Below are 13,891 nucleotides of genomic sequence, written 5' to 3'. Positions count from 1 at the left end.
GTGACGGACGTAAGTGGCGAAAGCCGTGGGTGAGACGATTGAGGTCGCGAACCATATGGTGCTGACATTCGTAGTTGAAATGAGCACCAAGGGAGCGCCTCATGTTTGACGAGATCCTGGGCCTGCCGGCCCATCCCCTGATCATTCACTTCGCCGTGGTGCTGACCCCGCTGCTGGTCGCCGTCGCCGTGGTCTACGCCCTGCTGCCGCGCTGGCGGGTGAACGTGGCGTGGGCGGTGGTGCTGCTCTCCGTGGCCACGCCGGCGGCCGTGTTCGCGGCCAGGCAGAGCGGTGAGAGCCTCAAGGCGGCCCGGTTCAGCACGGCGGAGGGCGAGATGGCGGCGCGCATCTCCACGCACCAGGGTTTCGCCAACCCGCTGTTGCTGTCGGTGCTGGGGCTGGGCGTGGCCGCCCTGCTGCTCGTGTACGCCACCCGCCCCTCCCGCGACTCCGTGGGACGCGACCGCTTCGGGCGGCCGGTGACGATGATCGTCTCGGCGCTGACGGTCGTGCTGGCGGCGGTGTCCGGCTACTACGTCTTCCAGGCCGGCGACTCGGGGGCCAGGGCCGTGTGGTCCTGAGCCGTGCGGTCCTGAAAGCATTTGTTGGACCTGGGGCCTTTCCGCAACGTGTAATCTCGCGTTGTGGATAGCCTGTTCGATTCGGCGGCTGAGGAGGCCACCCCGCAGCCCCTCGCGGTGCGGATGCGCCCGCGCACGCTCGACGAGGTGCTCGGCCAGCGGCACCTGCTCGGCCCCGGCACCCCGCTGCGGCGCCTGGTCGAGAGCGAGGCTCCCATGTCGTTGTTCCTGTGGGGGCCGCCGGGCACCGGCAAGACCACGCTCGCCTACGTCGTCTCCAACGTCACCAAGCGCCGTTTCGTGGAGATCTCCGCCGTGTCGGCGGGCGTCAAGGACGTACGCGCCGCCATCGAGAACGCGCGCCGCGAGCTGGGCATGACCGGCCGCCAGACCGTGCTGTTCGTGGACGAGGTGCACCGCTTCAACAAGGCCCAGCAGGACGCCCTGCTGCCCGCCGTGGAGAACCGCTGGGTCACCTTCATCGGCGCCACCACGGAGAACCCGTTCTTCTCGGTCATCTCGCCGCTGCTGTCCCGCTCGCTGTTGCTCACGCTGGAGTCGTTGTCCGACGACGACGTCCGCACGGTGTTGTCGCGCGCGGTGTCCGAGCCGCGCGGCCTGGACGGGCGCGCCACGCTCGCCCCCGAGGCCCTGGAGCATCTCGTACGCCTGGCGGGCGGCGACGCGCGCAGGTCGCTGACCTACCTGGAGGCGGCGGCGCTGCTGGCCGACGACATCACGGTCGAGGTGGTGGAGAAGGCCGTCGACAAGGCCGCCGTGCGCTATGACCGGCAGGGCGACCAGCACTACGACGTGATCAGCGCGTTCATCAAGTCCATGCGCGGCTCCGACGCCGACGCCGCGCTGCACTACCTGGCCCGCATGATCGAGGCCGGCGAGGACCCGCGCTTCATCGCCCGCCGCATCGTCATCTTCGCCTCGGAAGACGTGGGCATGGCCGACCCGACGTGCCTGCAGACGGCGGTGGCCGTCGCGCAGGCGGTGCAGCTCATCGGGCTGCCGGAGGGGCAGATCAACCTGGCCCAGGCGGTCATCCACTGCGCGATGGCGCCCAAGTCCAACGCGGTGGTCAAGGCCATCGGGGCGGCGGTCGGCGACGTGCGCAAGGGGCTGATCGGCCAGGTGCCCGGCCACCTGCGCGACGCCCACTACCAGGGGGCGGCCAAGCTCGGCCACGGCGACGGCTACAAGTACCCGCACGACTTCGAGCACGGGCTGGTGCGCCAGGAGTACGCGCCGGAGCAGGTACGCGATCGGCGCTACTACGAGCCGACCCGGCACGGCGCGGAGGGCCCGGTGGCCGAGCGCTGGGCCAAGATCCGCGACTTTCTGCGCAGAACCTGACCTGCCGCTTCCTGCGCAGAACCTGACCTGCCGCGAAAGCGCGCCGCCGTACCGGCGCGAAGTCGTGCGAAGTCGTACTAAGGCGGCGATCGCTGGGAATCACGACCATGTGAAGGCGACAGTCACCCCCGGCGGAGGCCTGTTCGGCCCCCGGTCGATCACCTGGCGAGTGCACACCGAGACGCCCGGCTGGCCGGCCGTCGTACGCGCCTTCCAGCTCCAGGCCCTGCACCCCCGCACCATCCGCGGCATCGCCCAGAACTGCCTGCTCGACGACCCCGAGGTGGCCCGCGCCCGGCTGCGCCGCCAGCTCGACTACCTCGCCGTGCGCACCTTCGGCACCCGCGAGCAGGCCGAGCGCGCCGGCGAGCGGGCCCGCGCCGTGCACGGCCGCCTGATCGGCCTCGACACCGACACCGGCACCCTGTTCCGGGTCGGCGAGGAGGAGAACCTGCGCTGGGTGCACTGCGTGGAGGTCTCCTCCCACCTGGAGGTCGCCGGGCGCGCGGGCGTGCCGCTCACCCGGGCCGAGCGGGACGCGTACGTGGCCGAGCAGCGCCGCAGCGCGCTCCTCGTCGGCCTCGGCGACGTCCCACGCGACGCGGCCGAACTGGCGGACTACCTGGCCGGCATGCGCCCGTACCTGTCGGCCACCGGCGAGGCGCGCGACGCGCTGCGCCGCACCCTCAGCCCCCAGCTCTCGCTCCGCCTGGCCTTCCTCGCGCCGCCGCTCGCGCTCGGCTCGCTGCCCGCCGTCGGCGCGCTGGCGTACGCGACCCTGCCGGGATGGGCCAGGCAGATGTACGGCTGCCGCGGCAACAGGGCGGCCGAATACGCCGCGGGCGCGGCGCTCAAAGCGCTCCGCTCGGCGGCCATGGCGATGCCGGAACGCCTGGTGGCGCCCGAGATCAGGGCGGCGCGCGGGCTCATGCGCGCGGTCATGGAAGTGCCAGGGGCCGACGTGGCGGCCTGATCGAGGTCGGCTTCGCCACTAACGTTGTCACTCGAACGCGATAAGGTCTTGCCGTTCCGGCCCAGCGTACGAGGGAGATGAGCGGATGCTTACCGCTGGAGAGGTCGCCGGGCTGATCGCGGCCACGGGCTGGATAGTCCTGGTCTGCGTCATGGCCATGGTGCTCGTCAAGCTCGCCAGGCTGCTCACGGAGACCACCAAGGCGGTCTCCGACCTGAACAACCGCCTGACGCCGCTGCTCGACGACGTCAGCGTCACGGTCAACGAGACCAACAGGCAACTGGTCGCCGTCGAGGCGATCACCAAGGACGTCAAGCAGGTCAGCGGCCACGCGGCCAAGCTCAGCGCGGTGACGCAGACCATCTTCACCGGCCCGCTGATCAAGGTGTCCTCGCTCGGTTACGGCGTGCGCCGCGCCATCGAGGCCCGCAGGCCCAGGACGACCCGGGTGAGACAACCCGGGCAGGGGCGGCTGCGATGATCAGACGGCTGTTCTACCTGTCGCTCGGTGCGCTGCTCACCTTCTGGGTGATGCGCAGGCTGCAGGCGCTGCACCCGGACCACGTCGCCCGCAGGACCGCCGACGGTGCCGCGGGGATGCTCCGGAGGGTGAGAGAATTTACCTCCGACGCGCTCGGCGAGGCCGCGGAGCGCGAAACGGAGTTGCGGGCGCGGTTCGCGCTCGACAACCCTGAAGACAAACGCTGAAGACAGCAGAGGCTGACACGGCGGGCCGCCGCGGGTGGTGTGCCGCCGAAGACCGCAAGCTGCTGAAGACAACGATCGACTAAAGCAAAGGATGGCCACAATGGAGTCGGCAGAGATCGCGCGCCGCTTCCTGCGCTTCTTCGAGGAGCGTGGGCACAAAGTAGTGCCCTCGGCCAGCCTGATCGCTGAGGACCCGACGCTGCTCCTGGTTCCTGCCGGTATGGTGCCGTTCAAGCCGTACTTCCTGGGGCAGCGCAAGCCTCCGGCGGCCCGGCTGGCTACCGCGCAGAAGTGCGTGCGCACCCCCGACATCGAAGAGGTCGGCAAGACCACCAGGCACGCGACGTTCTTCCAGATGCTCGGCAACTTCTCCATCGGCGACTACTTCAAGTCCGAAGTGATCCCGTTCGCGTGGGAGCTGCTGACCAGGTCCGAGTCGGACGGCGGCTTCGGCTTCCCCGAGGACAAGCTGTGGGCGACGGTCTACCTCGACGACGACGAGGCCTTCGACCTGTGGCGCAACAAGGTCGGCCTGCCCGAGAACCGCATCCAGCGCCGCGGCCTGGAGGACAACTACTGGCACATGGGCGTGCCGGGCCCCGGCGGCCCCTGCTCGGAGATCTACTACGACCGCGGCGCCGAGTACGGCAAGGAGGGCGGCCCGGTCGCCGACGAGGACCGCTACCTCGAGGTGTGGAACCTGGTCTTCATGCAGTACCAGCTCAGCCAGGTCCGCTCCAAGGTCGACTTCGACGTCGCGGGCGAGTTGCCCAGCAAGAACATCGACACCGGCATGGGCCTGGAGCGCATGGCGGCGATCCTGCAGGGCGTCGACAACATCTACGAGATCGACACCACGTACAAGATCCTCGACAGGGCGGCCGAGCTCACCAAGACCCGCTACGGCCGTGACGAGCGCTCCGACGTCAGTCTGCGGGTGATCGCCGACCACGTGCGCACCGGCACCATGCTCGTCGCCGACGGCGTGCTGCCCGGCAACGAGGGCCGCGGCTACGTGCTGCGCCGCATCCTGCGCCGCTCGATCCGCAACCTGCGGCTGCTCGGCTCGGGCGACGAGCGGTACATGCACGAGCTGACCGACGTCGCGATCAACGTCATGGGCGAGCAGTACGAGCAGCTCAAGGCCGACGCGCCGCAGATCCACGGGGTCATCGACGCGGAGGAGGCGTCCTTCCTCGGCACGTTGCGCACCGGCACCGCGATCTTCGACGTGGCCGTCGAGGAGACCAAGCGCAAGTCCGGCAGCACGATCCCGGGCGATCAGGCGTTCAAGCTGCACGACACCTACGGCTTCCCGATCGACCTGACGCTGGAGATGGCCTCCGAGCACGGGCTCAAGGTCGATGAGGAGGGCTTCCGCCGCCTCATGAAGGAGCAGCGCGCGGCGGCCAAGGCCGACGCGGCGGCGAAGAAGACCGGCAACGCCGACATCTCGGTGTTCGGGCAGCTCCTGGAGTCGGCGGGCAAGGTCGAGTTCCTCGGCTACGACGAGACCGAGGCCGACACCAGCGTGGTCGGCATCCTCGTGGACGGCGTGTCCGTCCCGGCGGCCGGCGCCGGTTCGACGGTCGAGATCGTGCTGCAGCGCACCCCGTTCTACGCCGAGGGCGGCGGCCAGCTCGCCGACCAGGGCGTGATCCGCACCAGCGGTGCGGAGGTCGAGATCGTGGACGTGCAGACGCCGGTGCCGGGGCTGGTCGTGCACCGCGGCAAGGTCCGCAGCGGCGAGATCAGGGCCGGCGACGAGGCGCAGGCGCAGATCGACCTGGAGCGCCGCCGCGCGATCTCGCGCAGCCACAGCGCCACCCACCTCGTCCACCGCGGCTTCAAGAACGCGCTCGGCGAGACGGCGGCGCAGGCGGGCTCGGAGAACTCGCCCGGCCGCTTCCGCTTCGACTTCACCGCCGCGGGCGCGGTGCCGCAGAGCGTGCTGCGTGACGTCGAGGACGAGGTCAACGCCGTGCTGATCAACGACCTCAAGGTCAACGCGTTCTACACCTCGCAGGCGGAGGCCAGGGCGATGGGCGCGCTGGCGATGTTCGGCGAGAAGTACGGCGACGAGGTCCGCGTGGTCGAGATCGGCGACTACTCGCGCGAGTTGTGCGGCGGCACCCACGTGCACAGCTCCGGCCAGCTCGGCCTGGTCAAGGTGCTGGGCGAACAGTCGGTCGGCGCGGGCGTGCGCCGCGTCGAGGCGCTGGTCGGCATCGACGCCTTCCGCTTCCTGGCCCGCGAGAGCGTGCTGGTCGCGCAGCTCACCGAGCAGCTCAAGGCGCGCCGCGAGGAGTTGCCCGAGCGCATCGACGGCATCGTCAGCCGGCTGCGCACGGCGGAGAAGGAGCTGGACAGGCTCCGCTCGGCCCAGGTGCTCGCGGCGGCGGGCGAACTGGTGACGCAGGCTCGTGACCTGCGGGGTGTCTCCGTGGTGACACACCGCGCGCCTGATGGCACCAGCCCCGATGACCTGCGTAAGCTCGCGCTTGATGTGCGTGGCAGGTTCCCGGCCGACCGGCCGGCGGTCGTGGTGATCGTCGGCGTCCCCTCCGACCGGCCGGTGGTGGTTGCCGCGGTCAACGAGGCGGGGCGCGAGCGGGGGCTCAAGGCCGGACGACTGGTCGGCGTCGCCGCCAAGGCTCTTGGGGGTGGCGGTGGCGGCAAGGACGATGTCGCGCAGGGCGGTGGCACGCGGCCGGAGGCTATCGATGACGGCCTGCGGCTGGTCGAAGAGGCGATTTCTGGGCAGCTCGACTGACATGAGGTTCGGTTCACGGATCGGCGTGGACGTCGGCTCCGTACGCGTCGGCGTGGCCCGCAGCGACCCCAGCGGTCTGCTGGCCACGCCGGTCGAGACCGTTCGGCGGGGCAAAGGCGATCTCAACCGCATCGCCGCGATCGTCGCCGAGCACGAGGCGATCGAGGTCGTGGTGGGGTTGCCCACCTCGTTGTCGGGGCGCGAGGGGCAGGCCGCCGGGCTGGCGCGGGAGTTCGCCGCCAAGCTCGCGGCCCGGCTGGCGCCCACGCCCGTACGGCTCTTCGACGAACGGCTGACGACGGTGGCGGCGCAGCAGGGGCTGCGGGCCAGCGGCGTACGCGCCAAGAAGCAGCGGGGCGTCGTCGACCAGGCGGCGGCAGTGGTACTGCTGCAGGACGCGCTCGACTCCGAGCGCGCCACGGAAAGACCACCGGGCAGGCCCGTCGAACCGCCACCGGCGGCCGACGGACCTGCCTCATGAGCGGGCGGACGACGGGGGTCCGTCCCGCTGAGCGGACGACGGGGGGTCGTTCGGCTCCGGTGGCCTGTCGCGCTGAGCGGACGACGGGGAGTCGTTCGGCTCCGGTGGTCTGTCACACGCGGTCGGCCGGCGTCGGCGGGGTGGTCGCGTGAACGGGACACCGCAGGACGAGAACGACGGCGGCGACGTGATCCCGTTCCGTTCGGGAGAGGGCGCGTCGCAGCCGTCGCAGCCGTCGCAACCCGCGGCCGGCGAGGAGCGGCAGGAGAGCGGCGAGGAGCGGCAGGCGGCCGGTGAGGCCGCGCAGGACGTTCCCGGTGCGGAGGTCATCCCGCTGCCCGCGACGCGCAGGCGGGCCGTGCGCAAGGCCGGCCTGCTGTCCGCGGGCCTGCTCGCCGGCGCTCTGGCGCTGGGTGGCGGGGCCATCGCGGTGCTCAAGCCGTACCTGAGCCCCGACGACTTCGACGGGCCCGGCAGCGGCGCCGTGACCGTGCGGATCGCGCCCGGCTCCAGCGCATCGGCCATCGGCGCGGCGCTGGCCGAGGCCGGGGTGGTGGCCAGCTCGCAGTCCTTCGTGAACGTGACCGAGGACCGCGCGGTCAGCGACCGGCTGCGGCCGGGACACTACCGGCTGCGCAAGGGCATGGCCGCGGGAGCGGCGCTCGACCTGCTGCTCAGCCCCGCCGCGCGGGTCCTGAGGCGGGTGACCGTGCCCGAGGGCCTGCGGGTGACGGAGGTCCTCGACCGCCTGGCCAAGCTGGCCGGGCTGCCGCTCAAGGAGCTGCGCGACGTGGACAGGGCGCTCGTCGGCCTGCCCGCGTACGCCAAGGGGCTGGAGGGCTTCCTGTTCCCCGCCACGTACGAGATCGAGCCCGGCCACACCGCCGTGGACGTGCTGGCGGCCATGGCCGAGCGCTTCGCCGCCGCGGCCAGGCAGGTGGGCCTGGAGGAGCAGGCGCGGCAGGTGAACCTGAGCCCGCTGCAGGTCGTCACGGTGGCCAGCATGATCCAGGCCGAGGGCGGCACCGACGAGGACTATCCGAAGATCTCCAGGGTGATCTACAACCGGCTGGCCAAGGACATCCCGCTGGAGATCGACAGCACCGTGTTGTACGCCCAGAACAGAAGAACACTAAAAGTAACAGAGCGTGACACAAAGGTGGCTTCTCCCTATAACACCTATCGCCACAAGGGACTGCCGCCCGGCCCCATCGCCAATCCTGGAGAGAAGGCGCTGATGGCAGCCCTGAACCCCGCAGAAGGCGATTGGCGCTGGTTTGTCACGACCGATCCGGCGCATAGAATCACCAAATTCACCAACAAAGAGAGCGAGTTCGTGAGATACCGGGAAGAGTTGAACAAGAATCTCGGGGCGAGCTGATGTTCTACGGGACCCCCTCTGTCCTCTCGCAAGAGTCCCGGAGTGGGGCCTGCGTTCTCTTTGCGTCCCCTAGCATGGCTACCCAGAGTGATCCTCGCCGGGCGTGGCAGCACGCGCGGCGCGTCCCCCAGTTTCGCTCGGTAACCCCAGCCGGTCGGGCAGTTCGGCTTGACGCCTGGCGGGCAGCACCGGGAGATTGGCCAGCGCACCTATGAACGATCTCGATCTCAACACCCTGCTCGGCGCCGAGGATGACGAAGGCTCATCACGGCGCCGTACCCGGGCCTCGAACAAGCGCGGCGGGCGCAGGCGGCGCCGCCGCCGCAACCGGGGCGGATTCATGGCGCCGCTGCTCGCCTTCGTCGTTCTGGCGGGCATCCTCGGCGGCGGCGGTTACTACGGCTACCTGTGGCTCAGCGACGCGCTCGTGCCCGACGACTACACCGGTCAGGGCACCGGCGAGGTCGTCATCGAGATCAAGCAGGGCCAGAGCGCTTCGGAGGTGGCCGCGGAGCTGGAGAAGCAGGGGGTCGTGGCCAGCGCCAAGGCGTTCACCAACGCCATCGCCAACGCCAACAGGAGCGCCTCGCTGCAGCCCGGGGAGTACAAGCTGCGCAAGCAGATGTCGGCGGCCGGCGCGGCCGCGATGCTCGTCCCGGACAACCGGTTGCTCGCCAAGGTGACGCTCAAGGAGGGTCTGCGGCTGTCCCAGACGTTCGCCGAGCTCGCCAAGAAGACCGGCAAACCGGTCAGGGAGTTCACCGCGGCGGCCAAGGACACCGAGGCCCTGGACCTGCCGTCGTACGCGAAGGGCAGGCTGGAGGGGTACACCTTCCCCGCCACGTACGAGTTCCAGCCCAAGACGACGCCGACGGAGATGCTGGCGGCGATGGTCAAGCGGTTCAACCAGACCGCCGACCAGATGGACCTCGAGGGCGGCGCGAAGGAGCTCGGCCACACGCCGCACGAGATCATGGTCATCGCGAGCATCGTGCAGGCCGAGGCGGGCCGTCAGCAGGACATGGGGAAGATCGCCCGGGTCATCTACAACCGGCTCGACCGCGAGCCGCCGATGAAGCTGCAGATGGACAGCACCACGATGTACGCGCTCGGCAAGTTCCGCACCAAGGCCACCTTCGCCGAGACGAAGACCAAGCACGACTACAACACGTACTACGTGGACGGTCTGCCGCCCGGCGCCATCACCAGCCCCGGCGACCACGCCATCGAGGCGGCGCTGAACCCGGAGAAGGGCGACTGGTTGTGGTTCGTCGCCACCGACCCGAAGAGCAACGTCACCAAGTTCGCCACCACGGAGACCCAGTTCCAGCAACTGCTGGCCGAGTACCGGGCGAACGGCGGCTGACCTTGAGCTGACCCGCTGCTGACCTGCGTTTGATGGTGCCCCGCGGCCCGTCCGGATTTCCGGGCGGGCCGCGGGCGGTAAGGTCGTCCTCGTTCGGAAGGAGTGGGGATGCGGGCTGCGGTGATGGGGTCGCCCATCGGTCATTCGCTCTCGCCCTACCTGCACAGGGCCGCCTACCAGGCGATGGGGCTCGGCGGGTGGAGCTATGAGGCGTTCGAGTGCGATGAGGCGCGGCTGCCGCGGCTGCTGGCGGAGCTGACGCCCGTACGCGGCCGCTCCGGGTCCGGTTCCAGCTCCGGCGACGGCGCGGACGCCTGGGCCGGGCTGTCGCTCACGATGCCGCTCAAACGGGCCGTGCTGCCCCTGCTGGACACGGTCTCGGAGCTGGCCGTGGAGGTCGGCGGGGCCAACACGGTGGTGTTCCGCGACGGGCTGCGCCACGGCGACAACACCGACGTCCACGGCATCGTCCAGGCCCTGACCGAGGCCGGCGTGCCCGCACCCCGCTCTGCGACCATCCTGGGCGGCGGCGCCACGGCCGCCTCCGCACTGGCGGCGCTGCGCGACCTGGGCCTGTTCGAGGCCACCCTGCTGGTACGCGATCCGGCGCGGGCGGGGGAGACTGCGGCGGTGGCCGAACGGCTGGGCGTGGCGCTGGCGGTGGAGACGTTCGACAAGCTCGACGCGTTCGCCCGGGCGGACCTGGTGGTCTCCACACTGCCGGGCGGTGCCGCGGACGTCTTCGCGGGCCGGCTGGCGCGGGTGCCGGCCCTCTTCGACGTGGTCTACTCACCCTGGCCGACCGACGCGGCGGCGGCCGTCGTGGCCGCGGGCGGCATCGTGGTCGGGGGCTTCGAGATGCTGCTGCACCAGGCGGTACGGCAGGTCCAGCTGATGACGGGCATCGCGCAGGTTCCCGTGGAGGCCATGCGCGCCGCCGGCGAGGCGGAGATCCTCAGGCGGTCGGCCAGTCGAACGGGTTGATCGTCCGCACGTCAAGGCCGACGAAATCCTTCACGTTGCGGGTCACCAGGGTCCAGTCGTGTGCCCGGGCGGTGGCGGCGATGAGGCCGTCCACGATCGGCAGCGGTCGCATGGCGTGCAACCGCCCCCATTCCTCGGCCACCCATGGGGTGACGGGTAGTACCCGTGTCCGGAATTCATGCTTGAGGCGCTCCAGCCAGGTCTCATAGACACCGGCCTGGCGCGGGTCGCGACGCCGCAGGAGCTCAATGCCCTTGCGGACCTCGCCGAAGGACATGACGCTGAGGTAGAGGTTGGGCCCTGCGATGGTGTCGAGCCACGCCTGCACACTCGTGTCCCTGGTGCGCTTGGTCATCTCCGACACGATGTTGGTGTCGAGGATGTAGCTCATTCGCCGCCCTCGATGCCGACTTCGCGCGTTTCCGTGCTCGTGTCGCGGGAGAGGTCGAGGAGGCTCAGATCGGGTGCCGAGAGCAGGAATTCCTTGAAGTCCGATTGCTTGCCCGTGAGCTGGCGGTATTCCTCCATGTCGAGGATCACCGCCACGTCCTGCCCGTGCCTGGTGACGATCTGCGGCCCTTCGTCGTGAGCCCTTCTGAGGACTTCACTGAAGCGCTGCTTGGCTTCCTGGACTTGCCACGTGGTCGATTCGATCTGTCCTGCGGTCATATAGCCTCATTCTGACTAGTTTCCTGGACAGAAGCCTAGTGCAGCGGTGTCTGGCGTTGGGGAAGATTCGAGCAGGAGTCGGTGTTGTGGTAATGTAGCTCTCTGATCGGTCCGGCATGCCTTGCTGGACGCGCAAGCGGAGGTCTCCTCCCACCTGAGTCACCACACGGTGGCCGGGTCCAGGATCACGCCGGACTACTCCGGGGAGCTCAAGGCCACGAAAGCCAAAGAGCTCAGTGGCCCCGCATGCGCGACGTGCGGGGCTTTTCGCATGTGGGTAAATGCGCAAAGCTTTCCGATACGACGAGCACGTAGGGATCGCAAACCTAGGAGGCCCCATCAGCACTGAGCCCCGCATCAACGAGCGTATCCGAGTTCCCGAGGTTCGCCTCGTGGGCCCGAACGGCGAGCAGGTAGGCATCGTCTCGATTCATGACGCGCTGAAACTCGCCCAGGAGGCCGACCTCGACCTGGTCGAGGTCGCGGCCACGGCTCGACCGCCCGTGTGCAAGCTCATGGACTACGGCAAGTTCAAGTACGAGTCCGCGATGAAGGCGCGCGAGGCGCGCAAGAATCAGGCGCACACGATCATCAAGGAGATCAAGCTCCGGCCGAAGATCGACCCGCACGACTACGAGACCAAGAAGGGTCACGTGGTGCGGTTCCTCAAGGCGGGAGACAAGGTCAAAGTCACGATCATGTTCCGCGGACGCGAGCAGTCCCGGCCGGAGCTCGGCTTCCGGCTGCTGCAGCGGCTGGCGGACGACGTCCAGGAGCTCGGTTTCGTGGAGTCCCACGCCAAGCAGGACGGCCGTAACATGATCATGGTGATCGGTCCGCACAAGAAGAAGGCCGAGGCCAAGGCCGAGAAGGCCGCGGCCAAGGCACAGCGTGGCGGCGACGAGGAGCCTTCCCCACAGGAAGCGTGACCCGCGGTTGGGGTTAGCCTTACAAGCGCCCCAGTAGCCACCGGCAGACGAAAGAAGCCGCGACCGGGTCGGCCAGCACCGGCCCGGCCACCGGCACGACCGAAACGAGGAGAGACGGCGACATGCCGAAGATGAAGACGCACAGCGGTGCGAAGAAGCGGTTCCGGGTCACCGGCACCGGCAAGATCAAGCGTCGCCGTGCGAACCGCGCGCACTACAACGAGTGGAAGTCGTCCACGCTGACGCGCCGTCTCAAGAACGAGGTCGTCCTTTCCGACGCCGATTCCAAGAAGATCAAGAAGCTGCTCGCCAAGTAGCGCGATTCCGATTCCCCGGGGAGAAGAAACATGGCACGCGTGAAGCGGGCGCTCAACGCCAAGAAGAAGCGCAGGGTCGTCCTTGAGAGGGCCAGCGGTTACCGTGGCCAGCGGTCGCGGCTGTACCGCAAGGCCAAGGAGCAGATGCTCCACTCGATGACGTACGCCTACCGGGACCGCAAGGACCGTAAGGGCGCCTTCCGCCGTCTGTGGATTCAGCGCATCAATGCCGCCGCCCGTCAGAACGGCATGACGTACAACCGTCTCATCCAGGGTCTGCGGCTGGCCAACATCGAGGTCGACAGGAAGATCCTGGCCGACATCGCGGTGAACGACAGCCAGACCTTCGCCACGCTCGTCGAGGCCGCCAAGAAGGCGCTTCCGGCGAACGTGAACGCTCCGGCCGCGAGCTGAAGCGATTGAACTGACCGAGGGGCCCACCGATGACGGTGGGCCCTTTGTTGCTGTCTGCACGGTTGCTGCCGGCACCAGCCGACTTGGGGGAAGACGATGGCCGGGTCCGAGCTGACCAACGTGAGGTCGCCGCGCGTGAAGGCCGCCAGGCGGCTGACCAAGCGGGCCTTCCGCGACCAGGACAGAAGGTTCCTGGCCGAGGGGCCGCAGGCGGTGCGCGAGGCGCTCAAGCTGGACGGCGTGACGCTGGAGCTGTTCAGCACGGCCGAGGCGGAGCTGCGCCACCCCGAGTTGCTCACCCGGGCCACGCTCCAGGGCATCCCCGTGCACCGGGCCAGCGGCGAGGTCATGTCGGAGCTGTCGCAGACCGTGACCCCGCAGGGGCTGGTGGCCGTCTGCCGGCTCGTGCACGTGCCGCTGGAGGAGTCGCTGAGCGGTGAGCCGCGGCTGGTGGCGCTGCTGGCGCACGTACGCGACCCGGGCAACGCGGGGACCGTGATGCGGGCGGCCGACGCCGCCGGGGCCGACTCGGTGGTCTTCACCGACGCCTCCGTGGACCCGTACAACGGCAAGTGTGTACGCGCCAGCGCCGGCAGCCTGTTCCACCTGCCGGTCACCATCGGTGCACCGGTCGGCGCCGTCGTGCGTCAACTGAGGGAGCGGGGGCTGCGCGTGCTGGCTGCCGACGGCGCGGGCAAGCACACGCTCGATGACGTGGATCTTTCCGGGCCCACGGCGTGGATCTTCGGGAATGAGGCGTGGGGGCTGCCGGAGGAGATACTCGCCGAGGCGGACGATGTGGTCAGAGTGCCCATCTACGGACAGGCTGAAAGTCTGAACCTGGCCACCGCCGCGGCGGTATGCCTTTACTCCTCGGCCAGGGCTCAGCGAGTGTCCTAGCCGGTTGGAAACCCGCTATTGTCGGCGGTGTAGGCGGAGGAGGCGAGGTC

General features: G+C 69.4%; 16 protein-coding genes. 14 read left to right on the top strand and 2 right to left on the bottom strand.

Annotated features, from left to right (window positions below):
* Positions 1 to 101 precede the first annotated feature (101 nt).
* The 10 genes from AB0I81_RS47605 (at position 102) to AB0I81_RS47560 (ending at position 10,612) form a co-directional block, all read left to right on the top strand.
* Positions 102 to 581, top strand: coding sequence for a DUF2231 domain-containing protein (locus tag AB0I81_RS47605; RefSeq protein WP_360672712.1), 480 nt, complete (start codon positions 102 to 104; stop codon positions 579 to 581).
* Between the two features lie 63 nt (positions 582 to 644).
* Positions 645 to 1,946 (top strand): replication-associated recombination protein A, encoded by a 1,302-nt coding sequence (locus tag AB0I81_RS47600; RefSeq protein ID WP_360672709.1) that lies wholly within the window; start codon positions 645 to 647, stop codon positions 1,944 to 1,946.
* Between the two features lie 109 nt (positions 1,947 to 2,055).
* The gene (locus AB0I81_RS47595) at positions 2,056 to 2,919 is read left to right on the top strand and encodes an oxygenase MpaB family protein (protein WP_360672706.1); all 864 of its coding nucleotides are present in this window, start codon (positions 2,056 to 2,058) and stop codon (positions 2,917 to 2,919) included.
* 85 nt (positions 2,920 to 3,004) lie between these two features.
* A complete protein-coding gene (locus tag AB0I81_RS47590; protein ID WP_360672704.1) occupies positions 3,005 to 3,400 on the top strand; it encodes a DUF948 domain-containing protein in 396 nt (131 codons plus the stop codon).
* Entirely contained in the window at positions 3,397 to 3,627 is a 231-nt protein-coding gene (locus tag AB0I81_RS47585) for a hypothetical protein (RefSeq protein WP_360672702.1), read from the top strand. The genes AB0I81_RS47590 and AB0I81_RS47585 overlap by 4 nt, the downstream gene beginning before the upstream one ends.
* 100 nt (positions 3,628 to 3,727) lie before the next feature.
* Positions 3,728 to 6,400: an alanine--tRNA ligase gene (gene alaS, locus AB0I81_RS47580; RefSeq protein ID WP_360672698.1), complete on the top strand. Its 2,673-nt coding sequence runs from the start codon at positions 3,728 to 3,730 to the stop codon at positions 6,398 to 6,400.
* A 1-nt stretch (position 6,401) separates the two neighbouring features.
* Positions 6,402 to 6,881, top strand: a complete 480-nt coding sequence (gene ruvX / locus AB0I81_RS47575) for a Holliday junction resolvase RuvX (RefSeq protein ID WP_360672695.1) — start codon at positions 6,402 to 6,404, stop codon at positions 6,879 to 6,881.
* Between the two features lie 148 nt (positions 6,882 to 7,029).
* Complete coding sequence (mltG, locus tag AB0I81_RS47570) at positions 7,030 to 8,262, top strand: endolytic transglycosylase MltG (protein WP_360672692.1); 1,233 nt, start codon at positions 7,030 to 7,032, stop codon at positions 8,260 to 8,262.
* Positions 8,263 to 8,473: 211 nt separating this feature from the next.
* Positions 8,474 to 9,628: an endolytic transglycosylase MltG gene (mltG, locus tag AB0I81_RS47565; protein WP_360672690.1), complete on the top strand. Its 1,155-nt coding sequence runs from the start codon at positions 8,474 to 8,476 to the stop codon at positions 9,626 to 9,628.
* Positions 9,629 to 9,736: 108 nt separating this feature from the next.
* Entirely contained in the window at positions 9,737 to 10,612 is an 876-nt protein-coding gene (locus AB0I81_RS47560) for a shikimate dehydrogenase (RefSeq protein WP_360672687.1), read from the top strand.
* Here AB0I81_RS47560 and AB0I81_RS47555 read toward each other — a convergent pair.
* Positions 10,584 to 11,003, bottom strand: coding sequence for a type II toxin-antitoxin system VapC family toxin (locus AB0I81_RS47555; protein WP_360672684.1), 420 nt, complete (start codon positions 11,001 to 11,003; stop codon positions 10,584 to 10,586). The genes AB0I81_RS47560 and AB0I81_RS47555 overlap by 29 nt on opposite strands.
* Complete coding sequence (locus tag AB0I81_RS47550) at positions 11,000 to 11,281, bottom strand: type II toxin-antitoxin system Phd/YefM family antitoxin (protein ID WP_360672681.1); 282 nt, start codon at positions 11,279 to 11,281, stop codon at positions 11,000 to 11,002. Before AB0I81_RS47550 ends, AB0I81_RS47555 begins: the two co-directional genes overlap by 4 nt.
* Positions 11,282 to 11,619: 338 nt before the next feature.
* Between AB0I81_RS47550 and infC the strand changes: the two genes are divergently transcribed.
* The 4 genes from infC (at position 11,620) to AB0I81_RS47530 (ending at position 13,841) form a co-directional block, all read left to right on the top strand.
* Positions 11,620 to 12,210 (top strand): translation initiation factor IF-3, encoded by a 591-nt coding sequence (gene infC / locus AB0I81_RS47545; protein WP_360672940.1) that lies wholly within the window; start codon positions 11,620 to 11,622, stop codon positions 12,208 to 12,210.
* Positions 12,211 to 12,332: 122 nt separating this feature from the next.
* Positions 12,333 to 12,527: a 50S ribosomal protein L35 gene (gene rpmI, locus AB0I81_RS47540; protein ID WP_090761693.1), complete on the top strand. Its 195-nt coding sequence runs from the start codon at positions 12,333 to 12,335 to the stop codon at positions 12,525 to 12,527.
* A gap of 30 nt (positions 12,528 to 12,557) precedes the next feature.
* Positions 12,558 to 12,941, top strand: a complete 384-nt coding sequence (gene rplT, locus AB0I81_RS47535; protein WP_360672677.1) for a 50S ribosomal protein L20 — start codon at positions 12,558 to 12,560, stop codon at positions 12,939 to 12,941.
* Between the two features lie 96 nt (positions 12,942 to 13,037).
* Positions 13,038 to 13,841, top strand: coding sequence for an RNA methyltransferase (locus AB0I81_RS47530; RefSeq protein ID WP_360672675.1), 804 nt, complete (start codon positions 13,038 to 13,040; stop codon positions 13,839 to 13,841).
* Positions 13,842 to 13,891: the final 50 nt, after the last annotated feature.

The sequence above is a fragment of the Nonomuraea sp. NPDC050404 genome (assembly GCF_040655495.1).
Lineage (GTDB): Bacteria > Actinomycetota > Actinomycetes > Streptosporangiales > Streptosporangiaceae > Nonomuraea.
Note: the sequence above shows the minus strand (reverse complement) of the source record. Positions and strands in the feature narration are given on the sequence as shown.

What these genes read in the sequence shown, in the direction of transcription:
- AB0I81_RS47550 (WP_360672681.1), bottom strand. Translation starts at nt 11,281, where the DNA reads ATGACCGCAGGACAGATCGAATCGACCACGTGGCAAGTCCAGGAAGCC.
- AB0I81_RS47555 (WP_360672684.1), bottom strand. Translation starts at nt 11,003, where the DNA reads ATGAGCTACATCCTCGACACCAACATCGTGTCGGAGATGACCAAGCGC.
- AB0I81_RS47560 (WP_360672687.1), top strand. Translation starts at nt 9,737, where the DNA reads ATGCGGGCTGCGGTGATGGGGTCGCCCATCGGTCATTCGCTCTCGCCC.
- AB0I81_RS47590 (WP_360672704.1), top strand. Translation starts at nt 3,005, where the DNA reads ATGCTTACCGCTGGAGAGGTCGCCGGGCTGATCGCGGCCACGGGCTGG.
- mltG (WP_360672690.1), top strand. Translation starts at nt 8,474, where the DNA reads ATGAACGATCTCGATCTCAACACCCTGCTCGGCGCCGAGGATGACGAA.
- ruvX (WP_360672695.1), top strand. Translation starts at nt 6,402, where the DNA reads ATGAGGTTCGGTTCACGGATCGGCGTGGACGTCGGCTCCGTACGCGTC.
- AB0I81_RS47585 (WP_360672702.1), top strand. Translation starts at nt 3,397, where the DNA reads ATGATCAGACGGCTGTTCTACCTGTCGCTCGGTGCGCTGCTCACCTTC.
- alaS (WP_360672698.1), top strand. Translation starts at nt 3,728, where the DNA reads ATGGAGTCGGCAGAGATCGCGCGCCGCTTCCTGCGCTTCTTCGAGGAG.
- rplT (WP_360672677.1), top strand. Translation starts at nt 12,558, where the DNA reads ATGGCACGCGTGAAGCGGGCGCTCAACGCCAAGAAGAAGCGCAGGGTC.
- rpmI (WP_090761693.1), top strand. Translation starts at nt 12,333, where the DNA reads ATGCCGAAGATGAAGACGCACAGCGGTGCGAAGAAGCGGTTCCGGGTC.
- AB0I81_RS47530 (WP_360672675.1), top strand. Translation starts at nt 13,038, where the DNA reads ATGGCCGGGTCCGAGCTGACCAACGTGAGGTCGCCGCGCGTGAAGGCC.
- AB0I81_RS47605 (WP_360672712.1), top strand. Translation starts at nt 102, where the DNA reads ATGTTTGACGAGATCCTGGGCCTGCCGGCCCATCCCCTGATCATTCAC.